This is a genomic window from Pseudomonas sp. AK106 (genome assembly GCF_053903055.1).
The window spans coordinates 2,404,632-2,420,700 of the sequence record NZ_CP096426.1 but is presented as its reverse complement, the minus strand read 5'-3'; the positions used below and the strand labels follow the sequence as shown (position 1 = coordinate 2,420,700).

Below are 16,069 nucleotides of genomic sequence, written 5' to 3'. Positions count from 1 at the left end.
AGCAGACGCCCGGAGGCCGACTTTAGCCGGAAGGCTGGCAGGATGCAAAGGTGGGGGCGGAAATGGAGGCGGGAGTTGTATGGGACCACGCCGTGAGTATGACCTCACGGCGCGGGCCTACCTCGGTCCACTCCCCGTGCCAGCGCGCAGGGGCAAGACGGGCCTGCCGTTACGTCACACGAGGGCAGTCTCCGGATGATCCTGAGCCACACCTACCAGCTCCACCGACACGGCATCCGCTGGGGCTGATGTACTGGCCAGCGACGTCGGGGCGTCGGCAAATACCATGGATTTTGACGGGAGAGCGGCCTTGAAATCACCGTCCAGAATCAGTTCGAAGCGATGCCCCTGCACATCGGCGTCCAGGTCTTTCAGGTAGACCCGGGTGTGCTCGGCGTTGGTGGTGAACTTCAGGGTGCCGTCGTGGCCGTCGCCGAATCCGGTGAAGCCCAAGCCCGAGACATCGATGATGTCATGGGCGGCATCGAAGTCGCCGATGCGGTCTGCATGGCTGGCAGTCGCCGTTCTGTAGCTGTCGGACACCGAGGCAAACCGGAACAGGTCCGAGCCTGCGCCGCCAAACAGCACGTCGGCATCGGCGCCGCCGATCAGGGTGTCGTTGCCGCTGCCGCCCAGCAACCGGTCATGGCCAGCGCCGCCCCAGAGCAGGTCCGCGCCGGATCCGCCACTCAGAGTGTCTGCCCCGTCCCTGCCGTTGATCGAGTCGGCCTTCGCGGTTCCGACGATGGCATCGCCGCCATTGCCGCCGTCGATGGCATTCAGCACGGGGTTGGTCCCGACGTGGTCACCCGCGCCCTGCAGCGATACGGTGTCCTGCAGGTGCGCGAAGGTGTTGCCGTACACCGAGTTGCTGCCGGACTGCCCGCTCTCCTCTGCCACCCCGAAGGTGCTTTTGTCGCCGCCGGTGATGATGTTGCCCGCGAAGGTGTTGTGGTCAGAAGGATGAAGCTTCCCGGAGACGCCGCCGCGGTCGTCGAACGGCTGGATCAGCACTTCAGGAATGCCGGCTTTCTGTGCGTTCTCGTGAATCAGATTGCCGCGAACCTCAACGTCCGTGCTGCCGTAGACACGCACGCCGGAGGTACCGTTGTGGTGAATGTCCACGCCGCTGATATCAACGCCGTTGGACAGTTTCACCAACACGCCTTCAGCCGCATTGCCGTACACCTCGCCACCTTCGATGGTGATGTGATACGGCGAGGGGATGTTTTCGCTGCCGCGCTGGACGACGATGCCGCCCCCGCCATTGTCGTGGGAGACGTTGTTCAGCAACGCCAGATCGTGGGTGGTGGTGACGATGTTGAAACCGTGACGGTCATTGTCGTAGGCCAGGTTGTTGCGAAACGTGCTGTCGATCAGGTAGTCGGCGACGAACCCGTCCAGCCCATTGCCGTGGGACACGCTGTTTTCGATGAGCATGTTCGCCGTGCGCTCGTGGGGGTCGAAGCCGTAGCCCGAGCAATCGCGGATCTCGACGCCGGACAGCGTGACATTGGAGTCCTGACCCGGCTGGCCCGGCAGAAAGCCGTTGTACCAGCCATCCACCTTGCCGCTGGTGGCATCGCGGTTGCCGTCGAGGGTGAGGTTGCTGACGCCGAAATCGTGGGTTGCCTCGCCGCTCGCCGAGCGGATGATGCCGGTGACAGCCTGATCGGTGCCATCGGCCAGCTTGAGCACCGTGACGCCCATGCCCTCGCCCTTGATGAACACATTGCTTTTTAGCATCAGCGCGCCGTCGGCAGGCTTTCCGCCCGGGGTCAGGGTCCAGGTGCCGGCAGGAATATACACATCGCCGCCGCCGGCTTTCGCCGCCGCATCGATGGCGGCTTGAATGGCCGCGGTGTCGGACGTATGCCCATCACCGACTGCGCCAAAATCCCGGACATTGAATTGCAGTGTCATAACATGCTCCGTTTCGAATGAAGAGACGGGAGCAGTATGGGCATGCTGTGTGAAAGCTGGGTCATCTGACGGGATAGGTGACGGGCGGTGGGGAATCCCGTCCTCAGTCTTTCCCCGTTCAGCGCAGGTATCGGATCGAAGTCTGCGCGACTAAAGCAGATCCCCGGGTCGCGTGCGTTTCGTAGGAACGGCTTTAGCCGGGAAGGCGTCAGGCTTCACACCGCGACATGTGCAGTAGTCAAACCGGCCTCTTCCCGGCTAAAGCCGGTCCTACTATTCAAAATCCCGGTGTATCCGAATTTCGCTCCAACCTGGCCTGATCTACCCAGCCTTCGATTCCTCTTCCTGCTCAAACCGCTGCTGCAGCAAATGCCGCGCGGCGCCGGCGTTGACGTAGTTCCCGATCAGTTCGGCCAGCTCGGGGAGCTTGAGCTTTTTGTCATCGCGGCAGAATTTGCTCATCGGCAACATCAGCCACCGTTTCTTCTTGTTCAGCGCCACATCCGGTGCGAAGAACGACCGGGAGGTCAGCTCCGGCAGGGGTGCGTTGTCTTCGAGCAGGATCGTCAGCATGACGACATTCCCCACCTGCAGGTTGAAGTCGGCGATGTCGCGAATCGGCAGCGGCGCCTTGAGGTTGGCGAACACGAAGTGATCCGGCGTCAGCAGCAGCGCGGTTTTATGCGCACGTCTGAACAGGCGCACGCCAAAGGGCAACATGCACAGCATGATGAACAGAGCGATGCCGGCACCGACGAAAAATGGCTGCGGATCACGTCCCGCGGCGCCTGGAAACAGCATCGGTGCCAGCAGCAGGATCAGCCCCGCCACGGCCAGCAGGCCACTGAACCCGATCAGGATTTGCCCCCGCAAGCGCGCGCCTTCGTGCAGCGCAACGTCCCCGGTGACGTTGCCGGCGTGGGTGCGCAATGTCTCGACGAGGACGGCGTCCTGCTGGACGTGATGGCTCAGATAATCGTCCGTCAGGCGAGCGCGCAACACGTCGGGCTGGGCGAAGTAGCGATCCATCGCCGCACAGGCTTGCGTTGCATCCAGCGGCCGCGTGCCACTGCGCACGGCATCGTCGATCGACACCTTGAGAGACGCCACGCGCTCGCCATTCGAAGGATGGGTGTCTGACGGATGCGGCAGCTGCGTGGCCATTTCCTCTTCCGGCAAGGTCAGGGGCAAGGCCGCGATTTCGCGCAGAACCGTGGTCGGCAGATCACTGACCGGCACGTGCTCGGACGTCGGCCGGGTTGCCTGGGTGATGTGGGCGACCAGGCGCTCTTGCAGCATCGGGTCGATGGCGGAAATGCGCACCAGCGCCGACGCGGCCGCCAGATTGCCCGCCAGCTGCGCACCGGCGGCGTCGGCTTCCAGCTCACGCACACGGCTCCAGTGCATCACCGCGTGGTCGAAACTTTCCATGAAGTAGGCGCCCAGCATGAACGCCGGGTGCAGGGTCGCGCGCTGCAGCCATTCACTGTCGACCAGGGTCTGCCCGATCACCACCAGGCTGCGCTCGATGCCGTGGTAGATCGGCACGAAACGCATACTGAACTCGGTATCCGCGCCTGCGAAATGCCCCAGCTCGTGGCCGATGACCGCGGTGGTTTCGGCTTCATCCAGGATGCCGAGATAGGCCAGCGGCACATGCAGGGTGCGGCCCGTCAAGGTGGTGTTGGCCGGCGCGAGGGCGATGTCGCCGGAGGTGACGTAAAAGCCGGCGGCCATGCCCAGCACGATGTGATCGGGCGGCAGTGCGCCCAGTGTCAGGGCCAGATCCTTCACGTAAGCCCAGAGCACCGGCGCCTGCTCGACGGTGACCGCCTCGCCCATCACGTCCATCGGCGTGGGCTGGAACATGTTGAGCATGACGCGCAGTTGCGTGCCCATCTGCCAGATGGAATACAGGCAGCCTGCGACGAGCACCATGCCGAAGAACATGAACTTCATTTCGCCGGCCGACAGCCGCCCGGCGTGCCACGCGCCCAGCGCCTCGAACGCGACGATGGCGGCAATCGCTGCCCCCATCACCACCACGTGGCCGACCAGAACGTAGGGCAGCAGTTTGGTCACACGGGTGAAGCTGTGCAGCAGTTGCTCCCGCGAATGCATGGCGCGCCGGCCTGCCCAGTTAAGGGCGAGCAAGCCGAGCCCGCCCACCAGAGCCGCCAGTAAACCGAGGGTAATGGTGCCCTTTGCCACCCACGCCATGACATTGGTCAACGGCAGCAAGGTGTCCAGCTCGTCCTGCATCTCAGTGACGCGGGACAGCGCCATTTTCACTTCCATTTTCTCGCCGTCGCCCACATCGACCATAACGGGTCGCGAGCCGCTGTTGTCGGCGATGGCCTGGAGCTCTGGACGAAATTCGGCAAGGTCGGCCTGGTAGGCCGCGTATTCGGCGTGGTCGTCGGTGCTGCGTTGCAGCTCCCAGACCCCAACCAGATTCAACCCAAGGGGAAATAAAACCAGTACGGCAATCAGCTTAAGCTTTTTGATGTCCATCGGACGGCCCTCTTCTGCGCCGCCGAGTGCCCTCCCTGGCGCGCGCCTGCTTCCTTGAGCAACGGTCAGATGACCGTTGCGTGCGTGTCAAAAGCGACGCCTTCGACGCTGTGGCTCAACGCGGTGAGCCACGCAGCCATCGGCGTCTGGATCAGCGACCCAGCAACACCGTTTGCATGCGCACCTGCGCTTCCTGAACCACCCTGGCTTTGGCATTCAGGTCCTGCAGCAACGTGTTCAACTCAGTCTGCACCTTGGGGTCCGTCACTTGAACCACGGAGCCATTGATCTGGATCTGCGCTTTGTGGGCGTCGACGTAGTCAGCCACTTTCAGGCCCGAATCAATGGTGCCGTTGACTTGCGGCATCACGGTCAGGAGCGTGTTGGCCGGTAGGGTCACGGTGCGGTCATAGGCGCTGTCATACACCGTCTTCAGATCGTCAGGCTGCTTGAGCTGGGCATGGGCGGCATCGGCTTTTGCCAACTCTTGCTTGAGCTGCACGACCAGGTCATTCAAGCCGGTTTGCGCAGTCTTGATATCGTCACGGCGCTCGATCACGTCGCTCAATGAACGGAACGCGCCTTTCTGCACGAAGCCGTTGAGGGGTTTGATGCTCGCGTCCATCCCGCTGTTGAAGTCGGTGATCACGGCATAGTGCTGGCTGTAATCGCCGAACGATTTCGATTCATCCGGGGTCAGCTTGGGCACGTGCACGCCGGGCTTGTCGATGATCCGGGTCTGCAGGAACTGCTTGAACGCGGCACGCTGGTCAGGTTCGCTGCTGCCACAGGCGGTCAGTAGCAGAGGCAGTGCGAGGGCGAGTAACCAGTGGCGGGTGAGTGAGACGGTCATGGTCGGAGAATCTCCAGAAGTGATACGCCCGCGGCAGAGGGGCCTGCCGAAGGCTGTGAATGTCGACGCTTAGAGGCCCGGGGCAACCCCTGAACAGCCGTGAGCGAAGACGCGGTCGGTTGAGCAGCGCTCAGGCAAACGTCGGCGCAGTGGCTGGCCGATCATTCGCCGGTGTTTCCATGAGCAGCCCAAGGGTGCTGAGAAACAGATCATGGCTGAGGATGCCGGTCGCCAGGGTCGACAGCACGACCTTGCCCGCCGCATCCCGAATCTCGATGGTCTCGTTCCAGCGGCTGTGATCCATGCTGCGCAGCGCGGACATCGGCACCACGCTGTTCTGAATCAGCACGGCGTCGCGGGAGACCACGATCGGCTGGGTGTCGACGTTGAGGAAATCGCCGCCCATGCGCTTGCGCCAGACCTGGGCGCCGTTGAGGCAGTTGAAGGTAACGCTGCCACCGGCGTGCAGGGTATCGAGGACCACGGGCTGACGCGCGTTGAGGTACAGCTCGCGGAAGGTTTCCATGAAGGTGTAGAAGCCCTTCAACGAGGGCAGCACCCGGTGGAAGGGTTCGGTGGCAGTGCGACGGAACGCCAGATTGGTGATCAACCCGGTGTAGGCCACCTGCCCCGAACTGAACAGGTAAAGGTCCTGAATCTCGGCGAACGGCACGTAGGTGCGGGCGCCCCGGGTCGTGTGCGCAACGCCGTGTTCATACAGCTCATAACGCGTCTGGCGCTGCTTGTTCTGCCACCCATAAAGCCCCAGTACGATCAGCCCGAGCACGGCCAGGAAAGCGCTGGTGGCATAAATCATCATGGCGGGGCTGGAGACGTTCAGGGGGGTGCCACGGGAAGTGTTCAGTTCGACAGGGCCGGCAGTGCTGTGGGGCAGGATCGTGCCCAGGTACAGAACAAACCCGGCCAGGCCCAGCAGGACCACGCCGAAAATCAGTAGAAAAACCAGAAAGCCTTTGCCGTAGCTGAAGCTGGCGACGCGCTCGCCAGTGGCGGATGCCGCAGTGGAGGCTGTTTGCATGGCGAGTGTGCGTCCCTGTCAGAAAATATGGATCAGCGCCGTCCGAGGTGGCTTGGCGGTGGGTTGACTGGCGCCGGATGAACGAGGCTGGCGCAAATGAAACCGTCTGTAACCGTCATGCTAGATAGCTTAAGGAGAAATAAATTCCCTTTGGATCCCATTATTTTGTAATTTTGCGGCATGTTACGCCGTCCGCGCAGTGAAGGCGCACACAAGGCGCAGGGAGGCTTGAACCCCTCCCGCCGATCATTCTCAAATCTGCGCACCCAACCTCCAGGCTCAGGGAAGACACCGCTTATGAACGATAAAACGCACACAGGGTTTCGCCCATGATTGTCGGGATTGACCTTGGCACGACCAACAGCCTGGTTGCGGTCTGGAAAGACGATGCCAGCCTACTGGTGCCGAACGCCCTGGGCGAGGTGCTCACCCCGTCCGTGGTCGGACTGGACGATGAGGGTCGGATTCTGGTCGGGCAAGCCGCTCGCGAACGCCTGCACACCCACCCTTGCGTGACCACTGCGCTGTTCAAACGCCACATGGGCAGCGCCCACACGATCAACCTGGGCGATCACGCCTTTCGTCCCGAAGAGCTTTCCGCGCTGGTGCTCCGCAGCCTCAAGGAAGACGTCGCGCGTGCCTATGGCGAAACCGTTGTCGAGGCGGTCATCAGCGTCCCGGCCTACTTCAGCGACGCCCAGCGCAAAGCCACGCGAATCGCAGGGGAGCTGGCCGGCCTCAAGGTCGACAAGCTGATCAACGAACCCACCGCTGCCGCGCTGGCATTCGGACTGCCGCAACACGGAAACGAATGCTCGTTTCTGGTGTTCGACCTGGGGGGCGGCACGTTTGACGTGTCGATCCTCGAGCTGTTCGAGGGGGTGATGGAAGTGCGCGCCAGTGCCGGTGACAACTTCCTCGGTGGCGAAGATTTCGACCGGCTGCTGGCCGAGGCTTTCGTTCGCACCCAAGCCGACCAGCCAGGCTTTCCCGCCCCCGAATCGATCGCTCACGCGCTGCACCGCGAAGCCCAACGCCTGCGCATTGCCCTGGGCCGGGCGCGCAGTGACGCGTTCGTGCTGCGCGTGGACGGCCGGCAGTGGCAGCAGACCTTCACCCAGGAGGACATGGCCGCGCTGTATGCGCCGTTGCTCGAACGGCTGCGCAATCCGGTGGAACGCGCGATGCGCGATGCCAGGCTGCTGGTCGGCGATCTGGACGAAATCCTGTTGGTCGGCGGTACCACGCGTATGCCGCTGGTGCGCAAACTGGCGGCGGGCATGTTCGGGCGCTTCCCCTCCATCCAGCTCAACCCGGATGAAGCCGTGGCCCACGGCGCGGCGATTCAGGCGGCGCTGAAATCCCGGAATGCCGCCCTTGAAGAAGTGGTGCTGACCGACGTCTGCTCCTACACCCTGGGTATCGAGGTCGCAGAACGGGTCGGCCGGCACCGAGAGCATGGGCACTATTTGCCGATCATCGAGCGCAACACCACGGTACCGGTCAGCCGGGTCAAGACCGTTTACTCCGCCGAAGCGGGGCAAACCGGCGTGACGGTGAGCATCTTCCAGGGCGAAAGTCGCCTGGTGCGCGACAACATTCCCCTGGGCGAACTGGCGATTCCCCTCCCCCCGCACAATGAAGGCAACGTCAGTCTCGACGTGCGCTTTACGTACGACAACAACGGCATTCTCGAATGTCAGGTCACCCTCCCCAGCACGGGCGAGGCGTTCGCACTGGTCATCGAAAACAACCCCGGCGTGCTCAGCCCTGAAGAAATCGCCGAGCGCCTGCAAGCCCTGGCCGCGCTCAAGATTCATCCGCGCGATCAGCAGGTCAACACGCTGCTGGTTGCGCGCCTGGAGCATCTTTACCAGGAGAGCCTGGGCGACCGCCGCGAACTGATCGGTGACTGGGCAAGCGTGTTCCAGCGTGCCCTCGACAGTCAGGACGAACGCCTCATCCGGCAGACGCGCACGGAGCTGAACGAGCGGCTCAAACAGCTGGAACGCGGCGGGTGGCACTGACCCATGGACGCGACGTTCGATTGCTGGACAATTCTCGACCTCCCTGCCCGCTCCGATGAGCGCAGCGTCAAACGCCAGTACGCCAGACTGCTGAAGGTCACACGCCCGGACGAAGACCCCATCGCGTTTCAGCAACTGCGTGAAGCCTACGAACGCGCGTTGCAGCTGGCCCGCGAGGGCGACGATGGCGTTGGTGGTGACGCTTCGTTTGTACAGGCTTCGGCAGCGCCTCTGGTGCAAAGGCCTGCGCCGGTCACTCGGCCAGTGGTGCGTTCCGCTCAGGAGCAGGCCGCCGAGCTGCTCGAACATTTCGACGACGATGCCGTTGACCACTGCTGGACTGAAGCCGTCGCAAAAGGCATCGAAGCGACCGTCGAAGCCTTGCTGTTCGTGCGTTGCGTGCAAGCGCCAGACGCCAGCCCGAACCTCTTGCGATGGGGCCTGGAAACCCGCCAGTGGCTGACCCCCTGGCAGCAGGTTCGTCCTCGGCAATCCGATCAGGAGCGGCTGGGCCATTTGCTCTCCCTGGGGCTGTACCACAGGCTGGAGCAGTACATGGCCGCCGGCGAGGAAACCCGCTTCATTGACTGCCTCGAGCACCACTGTCGACAAGGCTGGCTGGGCGATTTAGCCCGCCGTCAGACGCTTCACGTGCAGGTGCTGGACCTGTTTTTCAACCACGGAAACTGGTCGCCGGGGTTGTTTGAAAGGGTCCGGCAGCTGTTCGGCTGGGACACCGAATCAGCGGTTGTTCCCGTCGTCGATGAGCAATGGCACACCCTGCTCACCCGCAATGAAGAGAAGAAATGGCTCGGCGAACTGCGGGCGCTGGCGCGTCTGGGCGAGCAGCATCCGGCCCCCTCTGCCAATGCGGCTGCGCTGTTCCTGACCGGTTCGTCTGCGGAACGCCTTCAGGCGCGCGCCGCGACATTCACCGAGGCTGACTGGCAGGCTTGCGAACAATTATCCGAGGCGTTCATCACGCGGTTTCCCGACTGGCCAAAGCGGTTCCCGGACCACAATCCGTGGTTCTGGAAAGCACTGGTAGGGCACGAACGTCCTCAGCACGTCATGAAGCGGGCCTGCGCCGCCATGACAATTACCCTCGCCCTCGGCATGAATGGCCTGCACCCCGCCGAGCTCCCGGTCATGGTGATCATGTCGCCGATCCTGATATTGCTTGGGGCGCTCAGCGCGTATATGGGCAAATGGTTGCTTGAGCATTGGGTCACCTTCACGGAATCCTTCTACGACCTTGATCAAAGCGTCAGCGCCTGGTGCGCACGCCACCAACTGACGCGGGATCGGCGGCATCTGGTGATCCGCAACAGCGTACCCATGCTGGCCGTGGCCTTCATTCTCTGGAAATGGCTGGGACTGCTGGGCGTGGTCACCTTTGTGGTCACCGGCCTGATCGGCAAACTGCAACCTGGACGCGCGGCGCCGGTGGATCGCCAATACCGCTGGCGCCGGCCCTTGCAGGCGATCTACCGGATCGCCGGGATCAGTGTGCTGCAGTGGCTGTTCTGCCTCTTCATGGTGGGTCTGATCCTGTATGTGCAACAGAACATGCCCGGCACGCTGTTGACCCAAGGCGCCTGAGAGCCGGGCGCCGCGCCAGGTCGCCCGGCTGGCCTTTGCGCCGAAAGGCCTCGGCGCAAAGGCCCGAGGCCCTGTGGCCAGTAAAGCCGCAGCATCAACCTAGAGCCGAATGTCCTCCGGCCGCTGGATCAGTGCCTCGATGCGGGTGCCGGTGAGCTGCTCTTCATTGGAAAACCCGTCATATCGCGCCAGCTCACCGAAGCTGATGCCAGTCAATTGCTCGATCTGCACGACGCTGCGTCGATAGGTCCTCAGTGCACCAAAGACCAGTTCCAGCTTGCCCAGCTCGCGGGTCTGGTCGATCAGGTACGCGCTGGCCGAAGGTGTGCCGTCATCGCCGAGGAACGCGACGACTTTCCAGAAGGCTCTGGGAATTTGCACGCCCCGGTACAGCGGGTCGTCACTGCGCAGGACCGGTCCGGTGAAAACCGTGGCGCGCTCCTTCCAGCGGCGGGTGTTTTCCAGGATGAAGTCTTCGAGCTCCAGCCAGGTTTTCTGGTTGAAGGCAGACATCTGCGGCGAGCAGTTGGTGAAATGGAAGGTGTCCTGATTGGCGGTCTGCGCCTCGGCGCCCCAGTTGGGGTCCTGCCTGCGAACCAGATGGCCGCGATCCAGCAGGTTGTCGCGGTACAGATCGTCGCCAATCTGCGCCTCGACCGGCAGCCGGCCGTCGTAGGCCCAGGCGTCCTGACTCCGCACGATCTCGACGCTGCTGCCCCCCTCGATGTTCACGCCGACGTACAGCGCGATGCGCCGGCTGCGCGACATGCTGATGGAGAAGTGGGTGTAATCCAGACGATTGCCCGGGTTTCCCAGGGGGTAGACATCGTCAGGCATGGATACCGTTGGCCACGGCACCACGAACTCCCCGAGAAATTCATCGCTGTAGCCTGATCGGCCTTCCAGTTGCGACGCCGGCGTGACCCGCCCCTGAGGGCTTGATCGCAGCGCGGTGGCATGGGATGACGGGCCGGCCGTGATGGGCTGAAGATCAGCAAGACGGGGGCGATGGGCGAGATTCACCTGAGCGTTATGTGTCGGCATCCTGCTACCTCTTGATTGATGAGGCCCAATCGGCGGGCCTTGTTGATACAACGCACACGATCATGTACCGCACAGTGTGAATATCACATGACCTGAAGGGGCGGTGGGTATCGGTTAGCCGTGGTACTTGAAAGGGCCACTTCCCGGCTGAAGCCGGTCCCACTAACAGCCGCGGGTGAATCCAGTGGGACCGGCTCTGTCTGTGGGACCGGCTTTAGCCGGGAAGCTTTTGATCTGCTTTTGATTTTCCTACGCAAAAATCCCAGACACCGCCAAACGCGACGTGGGTGCAGGCCGAACGCAGGTCTCGCGCAGTGGGCCGAGCCGTCCTGACCCAATACTTGCTATGATCCGCCCCCGCGCGCACGAACGTGTCGAGAGCCCCTGCCTGCCGTTCAAGACCTGCGCCAGACGATCAGATCGTAAAACCGGTTAACGCCCCAAAGGAACCCGAATGCAACACGCCACGTTGAACCGTTTCTACGCCGGGGTGCTCGCGCTGCTGCTGTGCATCACCGTGCCAGCTTTCGCACAAGCTGCGGCGGCGCAGGTCGCGCCGCAAGCCACAACACAGCCCGCCAGCCAAGCCAATGCGACGCCGGAAGCCGAGGCCCCGAGCCTGGATGACCTGAGCGAGCAGCTCGACCAGATCCGGCAAAAAGTCACCGTCAGCGCCAATGACGATTTGCTTTCGAGCCTGCGTCAGGCCGCGCTGCAGGTGCAGAAGCAAGCCGATGACCTGATCGCCAAGCAGGCGGTCGACATTGAGCACCTCAACGATCAGCTGAACATCCTCGGCCCGGTGCAACCGGACGAAGCGCCCACCCTGACCAGCCAGCGCAAGACCTTGACCGCCCAGAAAAACGCGCTGGTCAGTGACGAGCGGCAGACCAATACTTTGAGTCAGTCGGCACGGGACCTCGCCACACAGATCTTCAGCCTGCGCCGCAGCCTGTTCGATTCGCAGATCAGCACCCGCACGGCAAGCCCCCTCAGTTCGGCATTCTGGTCGACCCTGATTCGCCCGACCGATGACGATCTGAGGCGCATGAACGGCCTGCTGGACGACGTCCGCAGCGTCTTCACCAGCGCCCTGGCGCCCGGCAACCGCCTGCTGTTTGCCAGCGTGGTGATTGGCGCGCTGTTGATCTGGGTGGTGGTGCGCCGCCTGCTGGAGAGCCTGCTGATCCGCCTGATGGTGCGCTGGCTGCCCGAAGGCCGTCTGCGCCGCAGCGCCCTGGCACTGGCCGTCGGGCTGTCGACAGTGGTGACCATCACCGCCGCTACGTCCTTGCTGCGGTGGGGCATCGTCAGTAATGCGGTGCTCAGCAACGACGTGGTCAACCTGCTCGACCAACTGCAAACGCTGATCACCTTCTGCGCCTTCATCGTCGGCCTGGGCCGCGCGTTGTTGATGCTGCCGCACCCCTCGTGGCGCCTGCCCAACATTCCTGACGAAATCGCCACCGCCATGGGCCGTTTCCCGGCCGTGCTGGCCCTGGCGTTGATGATCATCGGCACCCAGGAACGCATCAACAGTGTCATTGCCAGCAGCCTCGCGCTGACCGTGGCGGTCAACGGCCTGACCGCACTGGCCGTTTCGCTGGTGTTTTTCTTCGGCCTGGTGCGCTACCGCCGCACCCGTCGCCGGTGTGCCATCGAACGTCCGGGCGGCCTCGCCGGGTTGATTCCCTTCGTGGTCGCCGTCTGGGTCGGCTTGAGCCTGCTGGCGCTGCTGAGCGGCTACCTGACCCTGGCCTACTTCCTCGCCGTCAAGCTGTTGTGGATGAGCGTGGTGGCGTCAACCGCCTACCTGCTGGTGGCGTTTTTCGGCGACGTCTGCGAAACCCTGCTGTCGCCCAAGCAACCCGGCGGCATGGCGCTGGGTTCGGCACTTGGCCTGTCCCCTCGCCATCAGGCCCAGGCGAGCACCGTTCTGGCGGGCGTTGGCCGGAGTTTGCTGTTGCTGGCCGCGGTGCTGCTGGCCTTCCTGCCGTCGGGCTCAAGTCCCGGAGAGCTGCTCGAAAGCTTCACCCGCATGGAAGTCACCGACAAATCCCTGGGCGCCCTGAACATCGTCCCAAGCGACATTCTCATGGCACTGGGCTGCCTGGTCGCCGGCCTGTTTGGCGTGCGCGTGCTCAAGGACTGGTTCGGCGAACGCCTGCTGCCGGAAACCAACATGGACGCCGGCATGCAGGCCTCCCTGGTGACCCTGATCGGCTATATCGGCTTTGTGCTGGTGATTGCGGTGGTGATGTCCACCCTGCACATCAGCCTGACGAACCTGACGTGGGTCGTGAGTGCGCTGTCGGTGGGGATCGGTTTTGGTCTGCAGGCCATCGTGCAGAACTTCATCTCGGGCTTGATTCTGCTGACCGAGCGGCCAGTCAAGGTCGGAGACTGGGTGAGCCTGGCGGGGGTCGAGGGCGATATCCGCCGGATCAACGTGCGTGCCACCGAAATTCAGATGTCCGACCGCTCCACGGTGATTGTGCCGAACTCACAGTTCATTACCCAGAACGTGCGCAACGTGACCATGGGCAATGCGTTGGGCGTGGTCGGGATTTCCCTGACGCTGCCGCTGGAAACGGATGTCTTGCAGATCCGCGAATTGCTGTTGCAGGCTTTCACCGAGCACGAAGCCATACTCGATACGCCAGCGCCGTCGGTCACCTTCAAAGACCTGACCAACACGGGCCTGATCATCAGCGCGAGCGGTTTCGTCAACAGCCCGCGTTCGGTGGGCGGTGCGCGTAGCGATCTGTTGTTTACCGTGCTGGGCCGCTTGCGGGAGATGGGCATTGCGCTGTCTGCACCGCAGAGCATGGTGTTGATTAATGACGGCCTGGGCAAGGAGCAGCCGCCGGCAGTCGTCGATTGATTCGTCTGCCGCGCTGAGGTGCGCGGCGCGTCAGTCGAGCCCTTCATGACTGACGCGCGGCGCGCCCACCGGAATCAGCTCACCTCTTTGTTCGGGTCTTCCGCATGGGCCCACCGATAATCCAGACGCGGCGCGAACACTTTGATGCGGCGCTTGATCTTGATCAGGATCGGGTCATGCACAGGCTCCGGATCTTTCAGGAATGCGGTCATCACGGCGCTCAGCGCGTATAAGCCGCAGAATGCCCAGACCACGCCTTCAATGCCGTAACTCTCATTGAAAATCGCGACCACCGCCGGGCCTACCCATGTCGACGCACCCGCACCCAAGCTCAGCACCGACAACGCAGCGGCCTTGTTATTAGGCGCCAACGCTGGTGCAAGCGCCGACAGCGGCACAAAACACGCCAACGTCAGGCCGTAGAACGCACCGAAGATGGAAGCGATCAGGAAGTCGTGGGGAAACGCTTGTGGCATGAAGAAGAACAACGGCGTGCTGATCGTGCTGCCCACCGCGCCAAACCACAGGATCGTGTTGCGATAGCCGATCTTCGTGCTGATCACGCTGGAGCTCAGATTGCCGATGATGTTGAACACAAAGACGATGGTCAGCAGGCGTAGCCACTCTTCCAGGGTGAAGCCCACGGTGTGCATGAAGAAGCCGGGCATGACCACCAGAAAACCGAACATCGACGAGGTGTTGATCACCCGGACAAGGGCGGCCAGTGACACTTTCGGACGCGTCCACATGATGGTGATGTTCTTGGCCATCGACACCATCGGCCGCTCACCCTCGGGGGCGAGTCGACGCATGCCGTGGGCTTCGCGCATCCCGATCAAACCAATCGCACCGCCGATGACCACCAGGGCAAAGGACAACCAGAAGGTTTGCAGCGCGCCGATCAGCGGGATCGCGGCGCTCGCCACCAGAGAGCCGAGCATCGGCAAGCCTGCAGCGTAAGCGACCCAGAACCAACCCACGGCCATGCCCATTTTGCGGGATGGCGTGGAAGCGGCGATCCAGACCAGGAAGCCGTAAGCGAACAGCGGATAACCGAAGCCGCGCAGACCGTAGGTCAGCAGAATCATCGAGTAGCTCAACTCCTGCAGACCGTATATCAGGAAGAGCACTTCAAACACGCTCCAGATGATCAGCCCCAGGAACATCACCCGTTTCGGACCCCACAGGTTGGAAAGCGCACCGGCGAGCCACGATGAAATGCCGACCGTGATGCCGTAGGTGGTGAAGATCATGGCGATTTCGTCATCGGGCATGCCGCGATCACTGAGGAAGGGCGAGAGGTAGCCGAGTTCTACGCCATCGCCGATCATGAAGATCAGCAGGCCGACAAAGCCCCAGAACATAGGATAGGGAATACCCACTTTGTCGCAGAATCGTGAGAGTGGAGTGTTCGGAGTGGATTGATCGCTCAATTTTCCGTTCCTTTTTTGATGCATGACGCTTGGGCGCGCCGAATGAATGGCCTCGATGAGGTTGGAAGGCAGGTGGGGTGCACAGATTTCCGCTTCGGGCAGCGAGCAAAACTGGCTTATGGGTAGCGCGCGGGGGTCGGACGTGAAAGCCGCTATCGTCGACCCATTAATCTATGTTTTTCTAGATTTTCGAGCCCGTAGCCCCTCTTTTATGACAGATGAAACGATTAAGCTCAACCGCATGACAGGGGCCTGGGTGCGACAACGTGCCCGGTTGTATTGCCTGAGGGGCAGAAGGACCGGGCGGTCAGGGGTTGCGATTTATTCATGAAAATAATCTGCTTTTTTTGTGGAAAGGGCTCTATATCGGCGTTCTCGGCGGGTTTTTACCTGATCAGTGGAGAAGTGCGTCGCCTAAATCTGCCTCCTTGGTCGTGGCATTGTCCGGGAATATCGTTTTCTAAAATTCATAACTCTAGATACATCTTCGACCTTGATTTAACATCGACCGACTTTCACCATGGCCCCCACACTTCAAAGGGAGCTGTTGGTGAAAAGCAGGGAATTGATCGCAGAGTTGGAGGCAGCAGGCTGGACCTTGGCCCGAATCAGAGGCAGCCATCACATTTACACGCATCCGTGCAGCCGTGACACCATTCCGGTCCCGCACCCGAAGAAGGACCTTCCCATCGGGACGATAAAAAGCATCAGGAGGCGGGCATGCCTATCACCTCTGGCACCCAATTGAGC

9 protein-coding genes and 1 pseudogene are annotated in these 16,069 nt (G+C 62.2%); 4 read left to right on the top strand and 6 right to left on the bottom strand.

Features of this window, described 5'->3' with window-relative positions:
• Positions 1 to 279 precede the first annotated feature (279 nt).
• From M1E04_RS10900 to M1E04_RS10885, 4 genes and pseudogenes are all read right to left on the bottom strand, one after another.
• Positions 280 to 1,923 (bottom strand): annotated as a pseudogene (locus M1E04_RS10900) (right-handed parallel beta-helix repeat-containing protein); the annotation flags it as partial.
• Between the two features lie 321 nt (positions 1,924 to 2,244).
• A complete protein-coding gene (locus tag M1E04_RS10895) occupies positions 2,245 to 4,431 on the bottom strand; it encodes a M48 family metalloprotease (RefSeq protein WP_456293176.1) in 2,187 nt (728 codons plus the stop codon).
• A 157-nt stretch (positions 4,432 to 4,588) separates the two neighbouring features.
• A complete protein-coding gene (locus M1E04_RS10890) occupies positions 4,589 to 5,290 on the bottom strand; it encodes a DUF3053 domain-containing protein (RefSeq protein ID WP_192130353.1) in 702 nt (233 codons plus the stop codon).
• A gap of 130 nt (positions 5,291 to 5,420) precedes the next feature.
• A complete protein-coding gene (locus tag M1E04_RS10885) occupies positions 5,421 to 6,329 on the bottom strand; it encodes a hypothetical protein (protein WP_456292951.1) in 909 nt (302 codons plus the stop codon).
• A 329-nt stretch (positions 6,330 to 6,658) separates the two neighbouring features.
• Here M1E04_RS10885 and M1E04_RS10880 point away from each other — a divergent pair, with 329 nt between their 5' ends.
• Together M1E04_RS10880 and M1E04_RS10875 are read left to right on the top strand one after the other, a co-directional pair.
• Positions 6,659 to 8,356, top strand: coding sequence for an Hsp70 family protein (locus tag M1E04_RS10880; protein ID WP_456292950.1), 1,698 nt, complete (start codon positions 6,659 to 6,661; stop codon positions 8,354 to 8,356).
• A 3-nt stretch (positions 8,357 to 8,359) separates the two neighbouring features.
• A complete protein-coding gene (locus tag M1E04_RS10875) occupies positions 8,360 to 9,958 on the top strand; it encodes a J domain-containing protein (protein ID WP_192130350.1) in 1,599 nt (532 codons plus the stop codon).
• A gap of 99 nt (positions 9,959 to 10,057) precedes the next feature.
• Here the strand turns inward: M1E04_RS10875 and M1E04_RS10870 are convergent, their stop codons facing one another.
• Positions 10,058 to 11,002 carry a DNA/RNA non-specific endonuclease gene (locus M1E04_RS10870; RefSeq protein ID WP_192130349.1) on the bottom strand — a complete coding sequence of 315 codons (945 nt, stop codon included), beginning with the start codon at positions 11,000 to 11,002 and terminating at the stop codon, positions 10,058 to 10,060.
• Between the two features lie 454 nt (positions 11,003 to 11,456).
• Here M1E04_RS10870 and M1E04_RS10865 point away from each other — a divergent pair, with 454 nt between their 5' ends.
• A complete protein-coding gene (locus M1E04_RS10865) occupies positions 11,457 to 13,886 on the top strand; it encodes a DUF3772 domain-containing protein (RefSeq protein WP_456292949.1) in 2,430 nt (809 codons plus the stop codon).
• A 74-nt stretch (positions 13,887 to 13,960) separates the two neighbouring features.
• Here the strand turns inward: M1E04_RS10865 and M1E04_RS10860 are convergent, their stop codons facing one another.
• On the bottom strand, positions 13,961 to 15,319 hold the full coding sequence (locus M1E04_RS10860; protein ID WP_456292948.1) for an MFS transporter: 1,359 nt from the start codon (positions 15,317 to 15,319) through the stop codon (positions 13,961 to 13,963).
• 550 nt (positions 15,320 to 15,869) lie between these two features.
• Between M1E04_RS10860 and M1E04_RS10855 the strand changes: the two genes are divergently transcribed.
• A complete protein-coding gene (locus tag M1E04_RS10855) occupies positions 15,870 to 16,067 on the top strand; it encodes a type II toxin-antitoxin system HicA family toxin (protein ID WP_455914592.1) in 198 nt (65 codons plus the stop codon).
• Positions 16,068 to 16,069: the final 2 nt, after the last annotated feature.